This is a genomic window from Psychrobacter sp. 219-2-C (assembly GCF_049560815.1).
Taxonomy (GTDB): Bacteria; Pseudomonadota; Gammaproteobacteria; order Pseudomonadales; family Moraxellaceae; genus Psychrobacter; species Psychrobacter faecalis.
In genome coordinates, this window is the sequence record NZ_CP186933.1 from 1,805,722 (window position 1) to 1,828,068 (window position 22,347).

Below are 22,347 nucleotides of genomic sequence, written 5' to 3' on the forward strand. Positions count from 1 at the left end.
TCATCTGCGCTAAGCTTGCCGACATTATTAATTAAGAAATTGCGCACGACATTGCGCACAAAATATTAAAACGTAAGAGAGAAAGTGATGGCAGACTATTTTAATTGGATTAAAGCGGCTCACATTATCTCTATGGTGTGCTGGTTTGCGGCGATATTTTATCTGCCGCGCCTATTCGTTTATCATGCGATGAGCGACGATAGCATCAGCCACGAGCGCTTTGCCATTATGGAGCGCAAGCTCTATCGCGGTATCATGACGCCATCGATGATAGCCACTTGGTTGTTTGGTTTATGGATGTTGGGAATGGGCTGGGATATTTATAAAACTCAGGGCTGGCTACACGTTAAATTATTATTGGTAGTACTGCTATCAGGCTATCATGGCGCTTGCGGATTTTATCGTAAAAAGCTGATTGATAATCCGCATTATAAATCACATAAATTTTGGCGCTGGTTTAATGAAATTCCCGTATTTGCATTAATTTTTATCGTCATTTTAGTGGTGGTAAAACCTTTTTAAAATAATGGAAAGTAAAGCTGACTTACCTTAAAAGTATTTTTATCTTGAGTCTGAAACTCACAAAAAAGCGTCCGTTACTCTACTAAGTGACGGACGCTTTTTTTATCTCTCAAGTAAGCTGAATAAACACCCTTAAAAATTAAACATTTGGCCGCATGATTTGATAGACATTACTTAAGTCGTAAACACGATAGCGCGCAGGTTCACGGCGGTTTTCACCAGCATAGCTAAGTATCAATGCTTGCTTGGCATTCTCATCGACCCAGCCAACAAACAGCCCGCTATGCTCGACGCCATTGTAGCCGTGATTGATATAGTAGAGCCAGTCACCGACTTCTATCTCACTGCTATTTGCATAAGGGCCTTGTCCGTAGGTGCCTTTATGAATGGTATTACGGCTCACCCCTGCTCGATTAAATACCGCATTGAGATAATCCCAGCAGCCACCTTTAATAATCGTCCGCTCATTGAGCGCCATCTTGCGCGCGGTGCTGATGACTTCCCGCGCCGCCCGACTACTTTGGGTTTCAGCATTACTGAGTAGCGGCAAATATTCGCTATCGACATTGTCATAACTGCCCGATAGAAATGCCGGCAGAACGGTTGGCGCTTGGCGTTGAACTGCCGGATAGCGGTAATTGCTTTGGGCGTTACCGATATAAGCATTTTGGTTAGAATACGAATTATTCGAGTAGCTGTTATTAGAAGCGCGATTAGTAGAATAACTTGGCTCTACACTGCTCGTATCTGAGCGATAGCTAGCAGCATTGCCAGCACGTTGAATGGTAGAGCGTGTGCTGATTTTGGCAGGAGGAACCGCTGAGTACGCTGGGGTATATCGGGCGCTATAATCAGGTTGGGCTGATTTTTGTGCAATTAAGGCGCTCATACTATCAGCGTTAGCTTGGCTGACCGGAAAAATTGCAGCAAAGGTAAGTAATAATGCACTGCTCGACGTTGTGATTGACCAAAAGGACAAACGCGACATGACCAACTCCTTGGCAACATATTATTGATGACTTAGTTTGAGCTTTGACCATTCACAAAGTTTGGTCTTTATAAGCTGGTATCAATAAGCATATTAACGATAAATAAGATAAATTTTTCAATCCTACTTATAAACCATTTGTACAGGAATCTGCAAGTACTATTGCTTTGAGGTAAGCGATAAAAGGTATAATTTTAAGGATAAGTGGTAAAACGAGGCTTGGTTTTTATAAAAATATGGTTTTTAGAAAGACATCGGCTTTAGAAATATGAACGGAGATTCAGAAAGAATAATTAGCTATTATCAGATTGTAGACTATTTATAGAAAAACAGACCAAAGGATAAAAGCTAATCAATAATTTACTCATCGCTCATTTTTATATTGGCATGGCGTTTGCTCAAAGCCTGACCTTGTAAGATGGCTTTGGTCGCGGTTGCTTCTTGGATATTATCAAAGCCACTGATTAGATATTTACGAATGTCATCACAGTCGACAATTTGTAGCTGCTCGCCAATTAAGTTAATTTTGTCGCCATCGGTCAGATGGATATGCGCACGTTTACCTTGATGGTCATGTACCAACTCGCCATCGCGCACCCACAAGACGCCGCTACTAATAACGCCGCTCATGGTTTTTTTACGCTGTTGGCGCTGCCTATTAAAAATAAAACTGCCAATAATCAATAGCGCCAAGGCGCCAATTGCTAAGCGCTCAGGTAGTAAGCTCATTGCCAAAGCGACCGCCACTGCCCCAACCAGTAATGCGGTGCCGAACCAAAACAGCCCGTTATCGGCTGCGGGCGACTGTCCTTGCAAGGTGATTTTGGCGCCGTCATCGGTCAGCTTTAGCATGCATGAATACCTGTTTAAGAGCAGTGGATGGTTAAAAACTGAAATAAGCAGTTATAAAGGATGGGTTGGAAACTTACCAACCCAATGCTGTTTTTTGCATATCGATAAGTTCAGCTATACCTTTTTCAGCAAGGATAAGCATAGCGTCTGCTTGAGCGCGGGTAAAAGGTTTTTCTTCTGCTGTACCCTGTAGTTCGATAAACTCGCCTTTTTGGGTCATCACCACGTTTAAATCGGTATCACAGCTGGCGTCTTCTTCGTAGTTTAAGTCCAAATACGCTTCGCCGTCTTTCATACCAACCGATACCGCAGCGACCAAACCAATCAATGGATCAGCTTTTAGTTTTTTGGCTTTTTGTAGACTCTCTAATGCATCGATAAGGGCAATGGCTGCACCCGTCACGCTCGCAGTACGCGTGCCACCGTCCGCTTGCAAGACATCACAATCAAGATAGATGGTATTTTCGCCAAGTTTACCCAAATCAATCATTGCTCGTAAGCTACGACCGATCAAACGCTGAATTTCTTGCGTACGCCCTGACTGTTTGCCGCGAGCTGCTTCGCGCTGGTTACGGGTATTGGTCGCACGCGGCAACATGCCGTATTCGGCGGTAACCCAGCCTTTGCCTTTACCTTTGAGCCAGCGTGGTACGCCTGCCTCCACGCTTGCGGTGCATAGTACTTTGGTATCGCCAAAGCTGACCAATACTGAACCTTCAGCATGCTTCGTATAATGGCGCTCAAAGCTGATTGAGCGAAGTTGGTTAAGCTCACGGTTATCAATACGCATAAAATTTCCTAGTACGATGTTATAAAATCAAAGTGATAAAGCGTTATAAAACAATAGGGTCGTCGCGACGTCAACAGCTATGTTAGCAAGCGAAAAGATGACGTTATCCTAACGTGGCAGCGGCGCAATAGCAAGAATCACCAAGCTATTACGCCGCTACTTTCGCAAGATTTAGTGCTAAAAGTTTGATGCTAAACGTTTAGTGTTAAAGGTCTGCTGCCAACCTTATTCTAACCCTTCCATCTTACGCAATTCTTTACGCAGGATTTTACCGACGTTTGATTTTGGTAATTCATCTACGAACTGAATATGACGCGGACGCTTATAACCGGTTAATTGTTTTTTGCCAAAGTCAATCAGCTCTTGCTCGGTTACCTCGCCTTTTTTGACCACGAACAGCTTAGGATCTTCGCCGCGCTCGTCATTAGGAATGCCGATAGCGCCGCATTCTACCACATTCGGATGCTCGCTCATGGCTTCTTCGATTTCATTTGGATAGACGTTAAAGCCTGACACCAAAATCATATCTTTTTTGCGATCAACGATTTTGATAAAGCCTTTTTCGTCCATGATACCGATATCGCCCGTTTTCAAGAAACCTTTGGCAGTAAAGGTTTCAGCCGTTTCTTGTGGGCGGTTTTGATAACCAATCATCACCTGTGGCCCTTTGACACAGATTTCGCCGCGATCGCCGAGTGCAACTTCATTTTCATCATCGTCGATTAAAATAATGTCGGTGCTAGAAGCAGGAATACCAATTTTACCGGTAAATTCAGAGATGGTCATCGGGTTAAAGGCCACTACTGGTGAGGTTTCCGACAAACCGTACCCTTCAACGATGGGCAAGCCAGTGATTTTATGCCACTCTTTTGCCACGCTTGGCAAGACCGACATGCCACCGCCAATCGAGGCTTTTAGATTAGAGAAATCTAAACCGGCAAAACCTTCTTTATGCACCAAACCGTTAAACAAAGTATTTACCGCCGGAATAAATGCCGGTTTATACTTCGCCATCTCTTTAATCAATCCATCCAAATCACGCGGATTTGGAATCAGCAAGCCAGCATAACCTTGATACATGCCGTACATACCGCAAACCATAAACGAGAACACATGGTATAGCGGCAGCGCGGTCAAAATCACGTCATCGGCATCGACATCGTCGTCGAAGGCGCTATTCATTAAGACACTGATTTGGAGCATGTTGGCGACTAAGTTGCCGTGTGACAGCATCGCACCTTTGGCAACACCGGTGGTACCGCCGGTATATTGCAACAAGGCGACATCGCTTAAGTTTAAATCAGGACGCTTATATTTACTCGCAGAGACAGCATTTAACGCGTGTTTGAAGCTCGTGCTACCGGGCAAGCGGTAGGCCGGAATCATCTTTTTCACGTGGCGCGCAACAAGATTGACGACGGTGCCTTTGACCAAACCAAGCATATCGCCCAATTTACAGACGATAACGTGCTGTACTTGACCTTTGTCTTCGGCTTCTTGGTAAGTTTTGGCAAAGTTTTCAACGATAAATAACGCTTTGGCGCCGCTGTCGTTTAGCTGATGCGACAACTCGCGACTGGTATATAGCGGGTTGACGTTGACCAAAATCATGCCAGCGCGGATGATACCGAGCATCACAATAGGATACTGCAAGATGTTGGGCATCATAACGGCAACTTTGTCACCTTTGACCAATCCTAACGACTGCAAATAACTGGCGATTTGGCGGCTGTATAAATCTAATTGCTTAAAGGTGATTGATGAACCCATACAAATATAAGCAGGTTTTTGCCCATAACGGCTAAAATTACGTTCGAACACTTCCAGTAAAGACGTATTGTCTTCTGGCATATCGATGGTTGCATTGATGCCATAGCGCTCATACGCGCCTAACCACGGACTGTCGCTATCTATCGTCGGCATGGTAGGAAAGGTATTTTCAACCATTGATTGACTATCTGCCGCAGCGTTATGGTTTTTGGCTTCTTTATTGGTACTGTCCGTCATAATCTTCCCTAAATATTACTGTTAGTAAGTTGCTATCAAAATTTATTAAATAGAATCACCGTGGTTTACAATCACTGAGTTATAAAAGCAAAAACTTGTGAATAAGAAGTCTTATGACATAAGAAACTGCTTATTCAAGAGAATTTGTCATTCACAAACTTTTAAGTTAAAAATCTCGAGACATATAGAGCATGTCTAAGGGTATTTATGACGATAATATTCTACATTTATCGTCAAATACACCTGTTAAATAGAGTATTTATGGGCAAGAACTATAGCAGTTTTGCGCCCAGTTCTCTATGAATACTAGCAAACCCTTATAGAAAAACAAAAAAGATGATAAGGTCATTTGCATAAGACCTTATCATCTTTCACCATTCGCCTATCAAATATCAAGATATTTTTATCAATGCTCAGTATTGATAAAGCGCTATAAAAAGCCCGCTAAATTTGGTATTAGGTTATTTATTATATGAAACGGTTTAAGCGTGTTTCTTTTCTTCTAGGGCGCGTAAGTCTTTATGTAAAATCTTACCGACGTTAGACTTTGGCAGCTCGTCGATAAATTCAACATAACGAGGACGCTTATAACCGGTGAGGTTTTCTTTGGCATAAGCAAGCACTTCCTCTTCGGTCAGGCTACTATCACTACGCACAACAAAAATCTTCGGCACTTCGCCGCTTTTTTCATCGTCGATACCGATAACGCCGCATTCCAAAATCTTTGGATGACCAGACATCACATCTTCTACTTCGTTTGGATAAACGTTAAAGCCTGAGACCAAAATCATATTCTTTTTGCGATCGACAATCTTAAAGTAACCTTCTTCATTCATCACGCCGATATCGCCGGTACGGAAATAGCCATCCGCCGTCATGACCTCAGCCGTCGCGTCTTCGCGTTTCCAGTAGCCCTTCATAACCTGCGGACCACGAACACAGATTTCGCCGCGCTCACCAATTGGCAACTCATTACCTTCTTCGTCCAAAATGGCCATGTCAGTCGCTGGCATCGGTAGACCGATATTTCCTGAGAACTCGCCGGTACCTTGCGGGTTTGCCGACGCGACAGGAGATGTCTCTGATAAGCCATAACCTTGGACGATAATATTGCCGGTTATTTTTTCCCACTTAGCCGCGGTGTCTTTTAATACTGCCATGCCGCCGCCCATCGACATCTCAAGCTTGCTATGGTCCAATGCTTGAAAGGCTTCGCTGTTGGCAAGCGCGTTAAACAGCGTGTTGACCGCTGGGAAAAACGCCGGTGGATAGTCCTTATAAGCCTTGATTAAGCTTGCGCCATCACGTGGATTTGGTACCAATAAGCCGATACAACCTCTATATAAACCGTACATACCGCAAACGGTAAATGAGAAAATATGATACAGCGGCAAGGCGGTCATAATAACCGGCTGCTCGTTACGCTCTTGGAACTTATCAAACGCATCGCCAAGATAAGTATCACATTGAATAAGGTTGGCGACCAAGTTGCCGTGCGTCAGCATCGCGCCCTTGGCAACACCTGTGGTTCCACCTGTATATTGTAGGACCGCCACGTCATCAAGACCGATATTGGTTGGGCGTTTATAGTTTTTGACAGACAATTTATTGAGTGCTTTTTTAAAGTTTACGCTACCGTTAACCTTATAATCAGGCACCAGTTTTTTGACATGGCGCACGACTGCATTCACGATAAAGCCTTTTAACGGGCTCATCAAATCGCCCATCGAGGTAATGACGACGTGATCAACCAAGTCTTTACCGATGTCTTGATAGGTTTTGGCAAAGTTTTCTAGGATGAATAGCACTTTGGTATCAGAGTCTTTTAACTGATGCTCAAGCTCTTTGGTGGTATAAAGTGGATTAACATTGACCAAGGTCATGCCAGCGCGTAACACCCCTAATACAGCAACCGGTAGCTGCAAGATATTGGGCATCATAACCGCTACTTTATCGCCTTTTTGTAAACCAAGCGACTGTAGATACGCAGCAATTTGTTTGCTATAACGGTCTAAATCTTCATAAGAAAGTGTCACATCCATGCACACAAAAGCGGTACGACCTGCATGGGTAACGAAATTCTGTTCGAGGATATCGATCAAAGAAGTGTTGGCGGGCGGCATATCAATATCGTATTGGATGCCAAGTTTTTCGTAAGTTTTTACCCACGGTTTGTCATCGCGACGAATTACGTTACCTTGATTTTCCATAATCTTACTGCTCCTAATAATAGTGTGCTGGTATCAATCCATCCATAATCGAAAAGGTCAAACATATCTAACATCGCCGTACAACCAACCATTGATATAACGTAAGTAATGGTTGGCGGCTAATGATATGGAATATGGTGAAGGATCAACAATATAGCGGTAAATAGCCCTTTGTTGATTAACATACACACTTTATACAAACTACTCAATACAAAAGATTGAAACTTGAGTTCTTAAACTTACTTGACGATATCTATCTTTATTAATATCAGTGACTTAAATACTAAAATTGGTTATAATTACGACTATTTATATAATAAACTTTTATTTGTTATTAAAAAGTTTATCAGTTTTTTCACTATTTTCCACCATTTCTAAAATTATGAAACCGTCAAATTTCTATTTTGCTCAATACTTCATTCTCAATATTTGATATTAAAGCTGTTATATCAAGCGCGTCACGTCCTGTCGTCTATTCTGACTTATCCCTTTTTAATTTTGCCAATATCCTTTACGATAGCACTATCTTATTTTTCCCTATTTTATCGATACAGTCAGTCCTAAATCAACTTAGTACAAGTATTATAACGCGCTACTGGTATTCATTTTCCTTGCTTGCTGTGCCTACGCAGACAGAGGCTGCGCAAAATTAATACCAGTAGCTCTGTGCTTATTTTATAGTGGGCTGCCTATATAGACTGATTAAAAACCTCTTTTAAGAATCAAAAGCGAACCCTATTTTATGTCCGATGTTATTGATACCATTGACCCTATTATTCCTAATGAACCGATGGATACCCGCTCCGTGGCGGAATTCACCGAACAAGCCTATCTCAACTACGCCATGTACGTCATCATGGATCGGGCATTGCCCAATATCGCTGACGGTCTAAAACCTGTGCAGCGCCGTATCGTTTATGCAATGAGCGAGCTTGGGCTAAAATCGTCTGCCAAAGCCAAAAAATCCGCGCGTACGGTCGGTGACGTACTGGGTAAATATCATCCGCATGGCGATAGCGCCTGTTATGAGGCGATGGTACTGATGGCACAGCCGTTTAGTTATCGCTATCCGCTGATTACAGGTCAAGGTAACTGGGGTAGTCCCGATGATCCCAAATCCTTTGCTGCCATGCGTTATACCGAAGCTAAGATGTCGGCTTATGCCAATACCTTGCTTGTCGAGCTTGGTCAAGGCACGGTCGATTGGCAAGATAACTTTGATGGCACCATGCAAGAGCCGGTCACCCTGCCCGCGCGCCTACCCAATATTTTATTGAATGGTACAACGGGTATCGCCGTCGGTATGGCGACCGATATTCCGCCGCATAACCTTAATGAAGTGGTACGGGCGGCAATTCGCTTGCTAAAAAACCCTGATTTATCCGTGAAGCAATTGACCCAATCGATACCCGCACCGGATTTGCCAACCCCTGCTGAAATCATTACCAGTAAAAAAGACTTGCAGGCGATGTATGAAAGCGGTCGTGGCAGTTATAAAATGCGCGCCACTTTCCATATCGACCCAAAAGAAAAAAACCTCGTTATCATCGACGCGCTTCCTTATCAAGTGTCAGGCAATAAGATTCAAGAGCAAATCGCTAAACTCATGATGGATAAAAAGCTGCCATGGGTAACGGATATCCATGACGAATCAGACCACGAAAACGCTTGCCGTATCGTACTTGAACTACGTTCATCGCGCGTCGATGTCGAGCGTGTCATGAGTCATTTATTTGCCAGTACTGACCTTGAGAGTAATTACCGCGTCAACATGAATATGATTGGCTTAAATGGTAAGCCGCAGGTCAAAAACCTCAAAGAAATCCTTGAAGAATGGCTCGTCTGTCGCCGCTCAGTAGTCACGCGCCGTCTGCAATATCGCCTCGACAAAATTGATAAACGCTTACATATCCTCGCCGGCTTGCTGATTGCTTATCTGAATATCGATGAAGTCATTCGTATTATTCGTGAAGAAGACGACCCAAAATTATCATTGATGCAAGGCTATGATCTGACTGAAATCCAAGCCAATGCTATCTTGGATATTCGACTGCGCCAGCTGGCAAGACTAGAAGAGATTGAGCTGCGCCGCGAGCAAGATGAACTGGCTGCCGAACGTGCCATCATTCAAGAATACTTGAACAATCCAGACAGCCTGACCAATCTGATGATTGACGAGCTTAGCGCCGACATGAAGGAACACGGCAACGAGCGCGTATCGCAATTGGCAGAACGTGAAGAAGCGCAAGCGTTAAAAGAGTCTGACCTCGTACCAAGCGAGCCTGTCACTGCCATCCTATCGAAAGCGGGCTGGATTCGCGCTGCCAAAGGTCACGACGTCGATGCTGCTGGCATGACTTACCGCTCAGGTGATAGCTATCAAGCGCATGTACGTGCTAAATCCAATGAAAGAATTTACGTACTCGACAGCACTGGACGCAGCTACAGTATCGACGCCCATAGCCTCGCCTCTGCTCGTGGTCAAGGCGATCCGCTGACCAGCGTACTCAAACCGCCAGCAGGCGCCAGCTTTGAGCAGTTATTAACGGGCGATAATAACCAACGTATCATCCTCGCAAGTTCAGCAGGTTACGGTTTTATCAACACCGTTGGCAATCTCGATAGCAATCAAAAAGCGGGTAAAAACATCATCAACCTAGCAACTGATAGCCGCTTGCTACCTGTTGCGCGGATCGATGCTAATGCAGAAGCTAATGGCGATAATAGTGAAGCGGTAACAGCCACACCTGACCATCTTGCTGTCGTGACCAATGCGGGCTATCTATTGATATTTGCTCTTGATGATTTGCCTGAACAGGCACGTGGTAAGGGTAATAAGCTGATCAAATTAAAAGACGGTGAAGAAGTACTTGCCATCACGCCACTCAGTCAGCAAGACAGCTTAATCATCACTGCTGGCAAACGCCACGTGACGCTAAAGCCTAATGATTTGGCCAATTATACGGGCACTCGTGGTAATCGCGGCGGTCAGTTGCCAAGAGGCTTTCAGAATGTGACGAGTGTTGAGGTTGGTTAATAATAGCTATGCTTAGCATTCTAGTCTTTAACATTTAAAGCTTACAATACTTTTAACAAAAAGCCTCTTATACACAAGGTATAAGCGGCTTTTTTAGGCAGGCTAAAACAGATGACAATTATTGTCAAAAGACATTACTCATCTAAAAATTGCTAGATTCGATATCTTTAAAAACTGCTGTCAAAAAGCTTTCAATCTGAGTACTTGTCATTAGATAGGGATTATAGTCAGAACCTGCTGAGAAGCTTTTTAGGGTATATTCTTCATCTTCAGCGCTTGATGTTAGATATTTAACTAAAAACCCATTCCATTGCCGCGATTCAATTTCCTCTATATTAACAATATTAGGGGAAATGGTTGAATGCTTGTCCAGTATTTTTGCTAAGGCAATATTGATAGCAGGCCTTGTCCCTTGAAAACTTTGAACGAAATAACCTTCGCTAATGACCAAAGCGGAAACGATATTGTTTTCCTCAAAATATCTTCGCCAATACTCAAATGCACGAGTCAGCTCGATTCCCGAATCTAAGTCAATATTTTTGGCGACATATGTCATGTTAATAAGAATATGCTCGCCATTTCTTTTTTTCCCTTCAAGGGTATGACTTGTTGTTGTGTCCATAAGGAACCTTATTTACAAAAGCTTATTTAAGCTAAGATACACTTTATTATAAAAAATAATCAATAAGGTTTTTGCATTCTGACCAATTTTCTATCACCTATCGTTATTTCTTGGCTTATAGCTACCGTAGATACACTCTTGGTTTATTAATCACAAAGACGACCCAAAACAAGACTTATAATGAAAAAAGTTATAAGCTACTCCCTAACCCTGCCTTAACTCCAAAATCGGAATAACAAAGTCTTCTTCATCAGTCAAATGTTGCGAGAGTAAGTCGGTTGCATCCACCAAAGTCTGATGCAGTTACAAAGCCAAAAATTAGAAAATCAACTGTTTGCTAGCAAGCGCATCTTAAATATCAAAGGCAAACAACGCAGTAAAGATGATACATAAATTAGCCATAATCACTCTATTACTGTATTTTCAGCCCTGTAAAATGCATACTTATCCATAAATTCAAATTATATTATCAGTCATAACCCTTGAGACTATTCAGCAAATCTCAACGACTTTTTATACTAGCTTTAAATACCTAAATAGTCGTTTTTTAAATATAAAGGATACTCATGTTTATTGTAGATAAGGCGCCAGCCAGTATCAATCAGGCGTTACCAGTGCCGAAAGTGATATTTTTTGACATTGATGACACGCTCAGCCGTAATGGCATCATCGCTACGCACAACCAAGCGACGCTTGAGGCGCTGGCCAAAACTGATATTAAACTGGTGATTTCGACCGGACGCTCTAAAGCGATATTGCCAGCGGATATTTTAGCCTTGCTCGAAGCGGATGTCTTAGATGCCATTATTTGTATGAATGGACAATATAGTTTTGATAATAAAGGCTTGATTAGCCATTATCCATTGTCTGCTGAGCAAGCAGACAAAATCGTGCAGTTATGCCAAACCAGTCAGCTGATTCATAAGTTTGACTCGGCGACGCACATTGCTTGGTCAGACGAAAATGAGCGTTTGCGTGATTTTAATGCCAAAACGCCCAACTCTATCGTGGATCCACTCTATTATCAATCAAACCCCGTTTATCAATGCTCAGTGTTTTTTAACAATCAATTCGATAAAATGCAAGATATCGACTTTGCACAGGACGATTTAAAACTGGTACATTGGCATCATATCGGCGCAGACATCCTGCCCGCCAATGCCTCTAAAGCGCGTGGTATCAAAGACGTCTGTCGCTATTATGGCGTAGATGCAACTGAATGCATGGCGTTTGGCGATGGCATGAATGACTTAGAGATGTTTGATTTGGTCGGCTATGCAGTAGCGATGGGCGATGCCCAGCCTGCGTTGATTGAGCGCGCAGATTTTGTGACGGGTACGATTGAAGAGCGCGGCATCCAGTCGGTACTCGAGCAATTTCATATAGCGTCTTGATAAATAGTTTATAAAAACCGCTATTTATCTAAGACGTGTCCTCCTTTTTAAAAGAAGAGCACGTCCTAACAAAGTTTAACGACGCTATTTAACGACGCTTAGCCATTAAACCATAAAGCCAGCTACCGACTTTATAAAATCCGACGATGATTAAAATAATTACCAACGCTGCGAGCACATAAGCCAGCCAATTTGGTACGTGGCTTAACCAGCCAATGGTAAATGCCAAACCCAGATAGGTTTCAACTGGCCAATTCACGATTGGGGTTGGCGAGCCCGAATTAAATACCATCATAAAACCTATGATGCCAATCAAAGCCATCACTATCCCAGCGCGTACACGATTATTCACTGTCTTCCTCTTTTAATTCACTCAAATTGGGTAAAATTGTCTTATTTTTATTGTTTAAAGTCTTATACAGCAACTATAGGGGCATAAAACGCGCCTATCATGTCGCCTTTTTGATCACGATGCTAGGGTAAATCTGTTTATTCTATAAAACGCTATTGTTAAATCAAGCATAATACAAAGCGGCATTTGTCATCATTTATGATCATTTGGCATATTATTTTTAATCGCCTGAGCTGTAACGATACTAGCGAAAACGCTAAGTACGATTGCCCTTTAAATTATGCGCAATCATAGCCATAATGGTTTACATAGCTGTAAATTTAGCATCGTGCCTGTTTTACGGGTTTTCTTGCTTTGCACCATTCTTATTTTAGGAGAGATATTTTGACTCATTTATCATCGTCGCGTGCTGCCGCTCGTAGCGCTCACATGCTTCCAAAAGCCTTATTAGCCGTGGCAGTTGGGCTCGTACTTGTGAGCTGTAGTAAATCAGATAATGCCGCTACCGATGGCGCTGCGCCCAGTGCAGAAACGTTAAACCTGTATAACTGGTCGGAATATATGCCGCAAGAAATCCTCGATGGTTTTACCAAAGAGACCGGCATTCGGGTCAATTACACCACTTTTGACTCGAACGAAGCGATGTACGCTAAGCTTAAATTGCTTGATGATTCCAGCCAATACGATTTAGCGATTCCATCGACGTATTATGTGGAAAAAATGGCCAAAGAAGGACTGCTACAAGAGCTTGATAAATCCAAATTAAGCAACTTTAAAAATCTTGATACCTCCTTTACCAATACCAAGGTTGACCCAGAAAATAAATACTCGATTCCTTATATGTGGGGCAGCACCGGCCTTGCCATCAATGGCGAAGCGGTCGATCCTGCCACCGTAAATAGCTGGAATGACTTATGGCGTCCTGAGTATAAAGGTCAAGTGATGCTAATGAATGACATGCGCGAAGTGTTTGGCATGGCGCTATTGACCCTTGGCTATTCAGGTAATAGTAAAAATCCTGAGGAAATCAAAGCCGCTTACGAGAAGCTAACGACCTTGATGCCAAATGTAAAAACCTTCAACTCGGACGCCTCGCGCATGCCCTATATGGAAGGCGAAACCACGGTTGGTATGAGCTGGAATGGTGAAGCCATCATCGCCAATAACGAAGGCTTGACTAGCCTAGTGTATAAATACCCAACTGAAGGGGCTATTCTTTGGATGGATAACTTTGTTATTCCAAAAAACGCCAAACAAGTCGACGCGGCGCACAAATTTATCGACTACTTGCTGCGTCCTGAAAACTCTAAAATCGTCAGCGAAGAGATTGGTTACGCATCACCGAATATGGCCGCCCGTGAGCTAATGCCAGAAGAGGTGCGCAACAATCCAACCATTTATCCAAGCAAAGAAGTATTGGCAAAAGCGGAGTTTCAAGAAGATGTTGGCGATGAAGCTTTGCAGGTTTATCAGCAGTATTGGGATAAGCTTAAAACGGGGCGTTAATTCTGTAAACTAATACACATTTATTGATTGCTGTTTTAGATGCCTATTATCTATCCAAAAAACGCTGACTTTATAGAGTCAGCGTTTTTTATTTGTCTTTTATTTGGTTGCTATTTTTTATTTGGCTTTTATTCATAAGTGCAAATCGGTTTCGCTGCCTTTATGCTGGATACGGCGCTGCTCGCGGCGCTGATAGCGCAAGCCAGAGGCAGCAAACCATTGCGGTTTGGTGGTTTGCAATAATTCACTAAGACGCTGTAACTGCACTTGCAGCGTTTGGGTGAGCCAAAAATAGCCTTGCCACTCAAAGCCTAAGTTTTCCACACTTGGATATTCTGATACCGCAATGCGCGTAATCGGGCGAAACACTTCATCATTTGGGCTACGTAATACTGCCGCCATATGCTGCATCGCTTGGGTTAATTCGTGCTGATAATGAATCAGTAAAATATGGTTTTCATCGTCAATTTCGATATTTGCCAAGCGCGGCGCCGCACTTAATAATAAATCAATCGTACCAATAATATTGCGATGGGTACGCTGAATGGTCTCTAGCGTTTCTTTATCAATGCCAGATTCGCTCGCTGTGGCGGCGATATGCGGGCGTACGGCAAGCAGGCGCTTATTGATTTTTTGCAGCGCTTTGACCAGGGCCTTATTGACTGGCGTATCTGGTACAGCCGGATTTTTTGGGTAAATAATACTGGCTGAACTGGTCGCCTTACTATATTTAAAGGGTTTTGGTACTAAAATCTCGGCATCAATATGATTGCCCACTCCAGTGTATAAATTACCGCAGGTTTCAAGGTTACTGGCCAATAAAAACCGCCACATTAGCGTTGATTTCAGCGGTAAAATCAAGGTCGCAGCGACCGCAACCCCTGCGCCAAGTAAAATATTAATGGCGCGATACAGACCGTCTTGGGTGATATCACTATGGTCGGGGCTTGAGACAATCATCAGCATGGTAATACCCGTTAGCAGCCCGATATAGCCCAACTGCTTAACCGCCACGTAGCCAATAATACCGCTGATAATACCAATCAGCCCATAGTATAACCATAGCCAGCCGCCCGTATCTTGAATCAACCATAAAAAGCTCAGCCCGACCACCACGCCGAGCAAAGTGCCGAGTATGCGCTCTTTGGCCTTGGTATAAATCGCTCCTTGATATTGCAATAATCCCAATATCACAAACACGGTGATGGTCGTCCACTCGCCATGTGGCAAGTGGGTAAACTCATTTAACAACAGGGCAATAAGCACGGCCACGCCCAAACGTATGGCATGCAAAACATCGGCATGCTGATAGCGGGCGTAAGGCTCTACAAACGGCGCGGTAAATCGTTGCCAAAAAGTCGGTTTCACGCAGGGCGTCTCTTATAATGAATACATAAAAAGTGGCTTAAATGATAACTGCTAGCTTAACCATTCATAAAGCAATTATCAAAAAAATAACGCCTTTTATCCCGTAAAGATAAAAGACGTCAACGTTATAAACATACAAAGGCGTGTCCTCATTTTAAAAATGATGAAAAAGCATATTTGGATTTGGCTATTGATAACTACCAATAGCCAAATACTATACTTCTAAAAGCTAAACTTCTAAGAAATCCAAAATACCTTCTGCCGCTTCACGACCTTCCCAAATCGCCGTCACCACCAAATCAGAGCCGCGCACCATATCGCCACCGGCAAATATTTTTGGGTTACTGGTTTGGAATTTAAAGGTTTGTTTTTCGGTGGCGACCACTCGACCCGAGCCGTCCATTGTCACTTGCTGACTGGCAAACCAATCGGCCGGGCTAGGACGGAAACCAAAAGCCAGAATAACCGCATCACACGGGATGATTTCTTCTGAGTTAGGAATAGACTCAGGGTGGCGGCGACCATGACTGTCAGGCGCGCCCAGATGCGTGGTAATCACCTTAACCGCGTTTACCTTGCCATTTAAGCCAATGATTTCGGTCGGTTGACGATTGAATAAAAACTCAACGCCTTCTTCGCGCGCATTGACCACCTCACGGCGAGAGCCGGGCATATTTTCTTCGTCACGGCGATAAGCGCAAACCACTTGCTGCGCGCCTTGACGCACACTGCTACGGTTACAGTCCATCGCGGTATCACCGCCGCCTAGCACCACCACTTTTTTACCTTTTAAATCGATATAGTCTGCTGGATTTTTTTCCCAGTTATTGCAGCGATTGACGTTAGCTATCAGATAATCTAGCGCATCGTAGACGCCTTCTAGCTCTTCGCCTGCAAAGCCGCCGCGCATATAAGTATAAGTGCCCATGCCCATAAATACCGCATCGTACTCGCTTAACAACTCATCAATACTGACGTCGCTACCGATTTCAGTCTCTAAACGGAACTCCATGCCCATACCTTCAAAAATGACACGGCGATTGCGCATGACATCTTTTTCCATTTTAAACTCTGGAATACCAAAGGTTAATAAACCGCCAATCTCAGGACGCTTATCAAAGATAACAGGTTTGACCCCGTTTCTGACTAAGATATCGGCGCAGCCCAGTCCTGCAGGCCCTGCGCCAATAATAGCGACTTTTTTATCCGTCCAAACCACCTCGGACATATCAGGACGCCAGCCAAGGGCAAAAGCGGTGTCATTGATATATTTCTCAACATTGCCGATGGTGACCGCGCCAAAGCCATCGTTTAGCGTACAAGCGCCTTCACACAAGCGGTCTTGCGGGCAGACACGGCCACAAACTTCAGGCAAAGTATTGGTTTGATGACACAATTCTGCTGCCTGAAATATTTGTCCTTCTGCCGCTAATTTAAGCCAGTTGGGAATGTAATTATGTACCGGACATTTCCACTCGCAGTATGGATTGCCGCACTCAAGACAGCGGTGCGATTGCTGCGCTACTGATTCGCTATCGAACGGCTGATAAATTTCTACAAACTCTGTTGAGCGCGTAACGATGTCTTTTTTGATCGGCTCAAGGCGCGGTACATCTAAAAACTGAAAACTATTTTCTAAGCGTTTTGCCATGGTATTGTCTCTTCTATAGTGGGTAACGACAGCCAATATCTGCAGCCTAAATGAGGCAAATTTACGGATAGAGGTTGTCATTTACCTGCTTAAAACCTATGAATTAAACTGCTTGTAAACCTATTATTGACCAAGCCAATTTATTGTGGGTCAGCCGTCGTGGTTTTAAGCAGGGTCGCAACGTTTGCCGCTTTGGGTTTTACCAAATAGAACTTACGCGCGTAATGCTCAAAATCCGCTAAGATGGTTTGCCCCCACGCACTGCCCGTTTTGTCAACATGGGTTTCAATCACTTGTTGCAAGTAAATACGATGACCTTCCATTTGCTCGCTTGAGATACGGTTTAAATCAATCAGTTCATGATTACAGCGATCGAAAAAGTCACCATCCATATCGAGGACATAAGCAAAGCCGCCGGTCATGCCTGCGCCGAAATTCAACCCCGTACGCCCAAGGACGGTAATGATGCCGCCGGTCATATACTCGCAGCAATGGTCGCCCGTACCTTCGATGACCGCATGAGCGCCCGAATTACGTACGCCGAAACGCTCGCCTGCTGTACCCGCCGCATACAACTTGCCACCGGTAGCGCCGTACAGACAAGTGTTGCCGATAATGGCGGTTTCATGCGTGGTGAAACTTGAATCTTGCGGCGGATAAATGACAATCTCACCGCCCGCCATGCCTTTACCAACATAGTCATTGGCATCGCCTTCTAGCTCAATATGCAAACCGCCTGCATTCCAGACCCCTAAACTCTGACCTGCGGTACCGTTTAGGTGCAGTTTAATGGGCCTATCACTCATACCAAGGTTGCCCCAGACCTGCGCAATCTCGCCAGAGATACGCGCGCCGATAGAGCGATCACAGTTGCCGACGGCATAGCTGAAATCGCCGCCGTTCCCTTGACGGATACTCAGCAGCATATCGTTAATCATTTGCTCAGCAAGCAAGCCTTTGTCAAACGGCTCATTGCGCGCCACCTGACAAGTTTGCGCTTTGCCACTACTCGCTGGATGACTAAACAATAACGGCGTTAAATCCAAATGACGCTGCTTATCGGTATTGCCTTCTAATACGTCAAGCAAATCAGTGCGTCCGACCAGCTCTTCCATACTGCGTACACCGAGAGCGGCAAGCCATTCACGCGTTTCGGTTGCGACAAATTTAAAGAAGTTAATCAGCATTTCCGCTTCACCAATGAAATGCTCATCACGTAGCTGGGCTTTTTGAGTGGCAACACCGGTTGGACAGTTATTAAGATGACAAATGCGCAAGTATTTACAGCCAACGGCAATCATCGGCGTGGTGCCAAAACCAAAGCTTTCTGCCCCAAGAATTGCGGCTTTGACCACATCAAGACCCGTTTTTAGACCGCCATCGGTTTGAATACGAACTTTATCACGCAAGCCGTTGACCCGTAGCGATTGATGCGTTTCAGCAAGCCCCAGCTCCCACGGCGAGCCAGCATGATGGATGGACGAAAGTGGCGATGCTGCCGTACCGCCGTCATAACCTGAGATGGTAATTAGGTCAGCGTAGGCTTTTGCCACACCCGTCGCAATCGTACCAACGCCTGGACGCGAGACTAACTTGACCGAAACTAAGGCATCAGGATTGACTTGCTTGAGATCAAAAATAAGCTGCGCCAGATCCTCAATCGAATAAATATCATGATGCGGCGGCGGTGATATGAGCGTCACACCCGGCACTGAATAACGCAGTCGCGCAATCAAAGCATTGACCTTACCGCCTGGCAGCTGACCACCTTCACCCGGTTTTGCCCCTTGAGCAACCTTGATCTGCATAACCTCTGCTGAGCGCAAATAGGCAGGTGTGACCCCAAAACGACCAGAAGCGATTTGCTTGATTTTTGAGTTGCGCAAGGTGCCGTAACGGACAGGGTCTTCACCGCCCTCACCTGAGTTTGAGCGACCGCCAATGGTATTCATAGCAATAGCGATGGCTTCATGCGCTTCGGGTGACAATGCCCCTAAAGACATGCCAGCAGAATCAAAGCGGGATAAAATTGCTGAGATATCTTCAACCTCGTCTACTTCAAGCGGATTGTCGGTTTTAAGCTGTAATAAATCTCGCAAAGTGGCGACCGGACGGCTATTGACGATTTCTGCATACTGACGGTAATTGTCATAATTACCAGTTCGTACGGCAGTATGTAGGCTGTTAATCACGTCAGGATTAAAGGCATGGTATTCTTTATTAAAGACAAATTTTAATAAGCCACCTTGATCAAGTGGCGCACGGCGTTTAAAGGCATTGGCCGCCAATTGCGCTTGGTCGGCAGCCAAATCAGCAAAAGTAGCGCCCTTAATACGACTTTGTACGCCTTTGAAACACAGGTTTACCACTTCTTCAGAAAGCCCCACCGCTTCAAATAATTGCGCGCCGCGGTAAGAGACAATGGTAGAGATACCCATTTTTGATAAGATTTTTAGCAGCCCTTTATCCAAGCCTTTACGGAAATTGACCCGCGCTTGAATTGGATCGCCAAGCAGCTCACCCGTTGCTACCAAGTCATCAATAACATCGTAAGCCAAATACGGATAGACACAAGTCGCACCAAAGCCAATCAATACCGCCACTTGATGTGAATCGCGTGCCAGACCAGTCTCAATGATTAAATTGGCATCGGTACGAATACCTTGGGCAATTAAGTAATGATGTACCGCACCGGTAACCATAATCGCGTTGGCCGGTACTTTGTCAGCTGCGATATTCTTATCAGACAACACAATCAAAGTAAAACCCGCACGAATGCTGCTTGCCACTTGCTCACAGATGGCTTTGATGGCGGCTGCTAGCTCAAGATTGGCATCGCAGTTTAAGTCGATACGCGCCATTTGAAACGCCGGATCAGCCAAGTTTTCAAGCTGCTGCATTTTACTGGCTGATAAAACCGGCGACGATAAGATAATACGATGCGCGTCACGTGCTGATGGTGCAAACACATTGGTCTCAGCACCAAGGCAAGTCTGTAACGACATCACAATAGCTTCACGCAGCGGATCAATCGGTGGATTGGTCACCTGTGCAAACTGTTGACGGAAGAAATCACCAACATGGCGAATTTGCTGCGACAGCACAGCCATTGGCGTATCATCACCCATCGAACCAACTGGCTCTTGCGCGTTTTCGGCATTAGGACGGATGATTTCTGTACGCTCTTCATTGGTGATGTGATACATTTTTTGCAAAGCTTTTAGCGGCTCACCGCGGCAGGCTTGGGCGGCAAGCATTTCTTCTAAGCGCTCATCATCACGAATACGCGTCGCTTCTTCGCGCAGCCATTTACGATACGGATGTGCTTTTTTCAGTAACGTCGCAATCGCTTTGGTATCCATAATTTGACCAGTCATGGTATCGATAACTAACATCTGACCGGGCCCAACGCGCCCTTTAGCAAGCACATCTTTTGGCGCATAATCCCAAACGCCGACTTCTGAGGCCACCGTGATATAGCCGTTCTTGGTGGTCACCCAACGCGACGGCCGCAGACCATTACGGTCAAGCATACAGACCGCATAGCGACCGTCTTGAATCACTAGCCCTGCTGGGCCGTCCCACGCCTCCATATGCTGCGAGTAAAACTCATAAAACGCGCGCAAGTCCATATCCATGCTGTCGACATTTTGCCAAGCTGGCGGTACCAGAATTGACATCGAATGGAATAAACTCATACCGCCCGACATCAGCACCTCTAGCATATTATCTAAGCTCGATGAATCCGAACCCGTACTATTCACCAGTGGCGTCAATTCACTTAAATTGGGCAATTTATCAGATTTTAATTTTGGCGTGCGCGCTTCAGACCAGCTACGGTTGCCGGTGATGGTATTAAGCTCACCATTGTGCGCCAGATAGCGAAAAGGCTGTGCTAGGGGCCAACGCGGCAAGGTATTGGTTGAAAAACGCTGATGGAAGACCACGATATGCGAGGCCAAACGCGTATCTTGTAAGTCTAAAAAGAACGCTGGCAGGTCTGATGGCATGACCAAACCTTTATAGATAATGGTCTGACAGTTTAATGAACAAACATAAAATAGCTCATCATCAAGCAGACGCTGCTCGGCTTTTTTACGGGCGACAAATAATTTGCGGTTAAAGTCATCTGCCGCTATCTCGTCTGGTGCATTGACAAATATCTGCTGAAAACCAGGTAATGTCTGACGCCCAATCTCACCAACGATACTTAAATCAAGCGGCACATCGCGCCAGCCCGCCACTGCTAACCCTTGGGCGGCAATCTCTTCATTAAGCACCTGCTGACTATACTGCGCTTTTGTCTCATCCAAACTGACAAACACCATGCCAACGGCAAAATCGGCTGTCAGGGTAAAGCCTTGCTCAGCGGCGATATCGCTAAAAAATACCGTCGGCGTTGCCAGCAATAAACCGCAGCCATCGCCAGTCTTACCATCAGCGGCAACGCCGCCGCGATGGGTCATACAGCTTAGACTATGAATGGCTGTTTTTACCAAATCGTGACTGGCTTGGCCCTCGATATGAGCTATCAAACCAAAGCCGCAGTTATCAGAGAAGTCATCTGGGGTCGCCAAATGCGTAGAGGAGGAAATCATTGACATAGCTTGTCCTTTTGAGTGAGCGGACGGCCTATACTTTCAATATGAAGTAGCAACCAAACTCCGCGGGCAGAACGGGCTAAATATATTCACATAAGCGGATTAATAAAGCGCAAGCGGAGAAAATAGTGCAAGCGTTTTGAGGGTGATAAAAATACTTATCACGACTCTCTTTATTTTATGACCATCACAGCGATTGATTTAACGTTACCGCTAAGACATCTATACCTAAATTCTTATCGGACTCTACTTACTTTTATGTCTGTTTTAACGGTTAAAAACTCAATATGAGCGGCGTAAACGTTAATAAAAACGGTGACGCCTTAACCCCTCCAATGGACAATAAGCAAAGCAGCTGATAAGAAAGTTATGGATAAATTGGCGATGGATAGGTTAAACCGCCGTCAAATATGAATATCAGACGCTCTACATTCAAGCGCCTTAACA

Annotated in this window: 14 protein-coding genes; 4 read left to right on the plus strand and 10 right to left on the minus strand. The window is 44.6% G+C overall.

What is annotated here, in order from left to right; translation table 11 throughout:
• Positions 1–87: 87 nt before the first annotated feature.
• Entirely contained in the window at positions 88–522 is a 435-nt protein-coding gene (hemJ, locus tag ACPEGP_RS07350; RefSeq protein WP_289047361.1) for a protoporphyrinogen oxidase HemJ, read from the plus strand.
• A 139-nt stretch (positions 523–661) separates the two neighbouring features.
• Here the strand turns inward: hemJ and ACPEGP_RS07355 are convergent, their stop codons facing one another.
• The 5 genes from ACPEGP_RS07355 to ACPEGP_RS07375 form a co-directional block, all read right to left on the minus strand.
• Positions 662–1,510, minus strand: coding sequence for a hypothetical protein (locus ACPEGP_RS07355; RefSeq protein WP_423813042.1), 849 nt, complete (start codon positions 1,508–1,510; stop codon positions 662–664).
• Positions 1,511–1,870: 360 nt separating this feature from the next.
• Positions 1,871–2,362, minus strand: a complete 492-nt coding sequence (locus tag ACPEGP_RS07360; protein WP_191690253.1) for a hypothetical protein — start codon at positions 2,360–2,362, stop codon at positions 1,871–1,873.
• Positions 2,363–2,435: 73 nt separating this feature from the next.
• On the minus strand, positions 2,436–3,152 hold the full coding sequence (rph, locus tag ACPEGP_RS07365) for a ribonuclease PH (RefSeq protein ID WP_068403634.1): 717 nt from the start codon (positions 3,150–3,152) through the stop codon (positions 2,436–2,438).
• 225 nt (positions 3,153–3,377) lie between these two features.
• A complete protein-coding gene (locus ACPEGP_RS07370; protein WP_404814949.1) occupies positions 3,378–5,099 on the minus strand; it encodes an AMP-binding protein in 1,722 nt (573 codons plus the stop codon).
• A gap of 542 nt (positions 5,100–5,641) precedes the next feature.
• Positions 5,642–7,369: an AMP-binding protein gene (locus ACPEGP_RS07375; protein WP_191690247.1), complete on the minus strand. Its 1,728-nt coding sequence runs from the start codon at positions 7,367–7,369 to the stop codon at positions 5,642–5,644.
• A 742-nt stretch (positions 7,370–8,111) separates the two neighbouring features.
• Here ACPEGP_RS07375 and parC point away from each other — a divergent pair.
• Positions 8,112–10,406: a DNA topoisomerase IV subunit A gene (parC, locus tag ACPEGP_RS07380; protein ID WP_423813043.1), complete on the plus strand. Its 2,295-nt coding sequence runs from the start codon at positions 8,112–8,114 to the stop codon at positions 10,404–10,406.
• Between the two features lie 142 nt (positions 10,407–10,548).
• Here parC and ACPEGP_RS07385 read toward each other — a convergent pair whose 3' ends face one another.
• Complete coding sequence (locus ACPEGP_RS07385) at positions 10,549–11,028, minus strand: BLUF domain-containing protein (RefSeq protein ID WP_289047367.1); 480 nt, start codon at positions 11,026–11,028, stop codon at positions 10,549–10,551.
• 566 nt (positions 11,029–11,594) lie between these two features.
• Between ACPEGP_RS07385 and ACPEGP_RS07390 the strand changes: the two genes are divergently transcribed.
• Positions 11,595–12,422, plus strand: a complete 828-nt coding sequence (locus ACPEGP_RS07390) for a Cof-type HAD-IIB family hydrolase (protein ID WP_200663839.1) — start codon at positions 11,595–11,597, stop codon at positions 12,420–12,422.
• Positions 12,423–12,510: 88 nt separating this feature from the next.
• On the opposite strand, the gene ACPEGP_RS07395 is transcribed toward ACPEGP_RS07390, so the two are convergent.
• Positions 12,511–12,774, minus strand: a complete 264-nt coding sequence (locus ACPEGP_RS07395) for a hypothetical protein (protein ID WP_191690240.1) — start codon at positions 12,772–12,774, stop codon at positions 12,511–12,513.
• A 384-nt stretch (positions 12,775–13,158) separates the two neighbouring features.
• Between ACPEGP_RS07395 and ACPEGP_RS07400 the strand changes: the two genes are divergently transcribed.
• On the plus strand, positions 13,159–14,280 hold the full coding sequence (locus tag ACPEGP_RS07400; RefSeq protein WP_144298086.1) for an ABC transporter substrate-binding protein: 1,122 nt from the start codon (positions 13,159–13,161) through the stop codon (positions 14,278–14,280).
• Between the two features lie 132 nt (positions 14,281–14,412).
• Here the strand turns inward: ACPEGP_RS07400 and ACPEGP_RS07405 are convergent, their stop codons facing one another.
• The 3 genes from ACPEGP_RS07405 to gltB form a co-directional block, all read right to left on the minus strand.
• A complete protein-coding gene (locus tag ACPEGP_RS07405) occupies positions 14,413–15,648 on the minus strand; it encodes an FUSC family protein (protein ID WP_423813044.1) in 1,236 nt (411 codons plus the stop codon).
• Between the two features lie 229 nt (positions 15,649–15,877).
• Complete coding sequence (locus tag ACPEGP_RS07410; protein ID WP_423814263.1) at positions 15,878–17,299, minus strand: FAD-dependent oxidoreductase; 1,422 nt, start codon at positions 17,297–17,299, stop codon at positions 15,878–15,880.
• A 140-nt stretch (positions 17,300–17,439) separates the two neighbouring features.
• Positions 17,440–21,903: a glutamate synthase large subunit gene (gene gltB, locus ACPEGP_RS07415; protein WP_423813045.1), complete on the minus strand. Its 4,464-nt coding sequence runs from the start codon at positions 21,901–21,903 to the stop codon at positions 17,440–17,442.
• Between the last annotated feature and the right edge of the window lie 444 nt (positions 21,904–22,347).

Coding starts and splice junctions, on each gene's coding strand:
- hemJ (WP_289047361.1), top strand. CDS start 88: ATGGCAGACTATTTTAATTGGATTAAAGCGGCTCACATTATCTCTATG.
- ACPEGP_RS07355 (WP_423813042.1), bottom strand. CDS start 1,510: ATGTCGCGTTTGTCCTTTTGGTCAATCACAACGTCGAGCAGTGCATTA.
- ACPEGP_RS07360 (WP_191690253.1), bottom strand. CDS start 2,362: ATGCTAAAGCTGACCGATGACGGCGCCAAAATCACCTTGCAAGGACAG.
- rph (WP_068403634.1), bottom strand. CDS start 3,152: ATGCGTATTGATAACCGTGAGCTTAACCAACTTCGCTCAATCAGCTTT.
- ACPEGP_RS07370 (WP_404814949.1), bottom strand. CDS start 5,099: ATGGTTGAAAATACCTTTCCTACCATGCCGACGATAGATAGCGACAGT.
- ACPEGP_RS07375 (WP_191690247.1), bottom strand. CDS start 7,369: ATGGAAAATCAAGGTAACGTAATTCGTCGCGATGACAAACCGTGGGTA.
- parC (WP_423813043.1), top strand. CDS start 8,112: ATGTCCGATGTTATTGATACCATTGACCCTATTATTCCTAATGAACCG.
- ACPEGP_RS07385 (WP_289047367.1), bottom strand. CDS start 11,028: ATGGACACAACAACAAGTCATACCCTTGAAGGGAAAAAAAGAAATGGC.
- ACPEGP_RS07390 (WP_200663839.1), top strand. CDS start 11,595: ATGTTTATTGTAGATAAGGCGCCAGCCAGTATCAATCAGGCGTTACCA.
- ACPEGP_RS07410 (WP_423814263.1), bottom strand. CDS start 17,299: ATGGCAAAACGCTTAGAAAATAGTTTTCAGTTTTTAGATGTACCGCGC.
- gltB (WP_423813045.1), bottom strand. CDS start 21,903: ATGTCAATGATTTCCTCCTCTACGCATTTGGCGACCCCAGATGACTTC.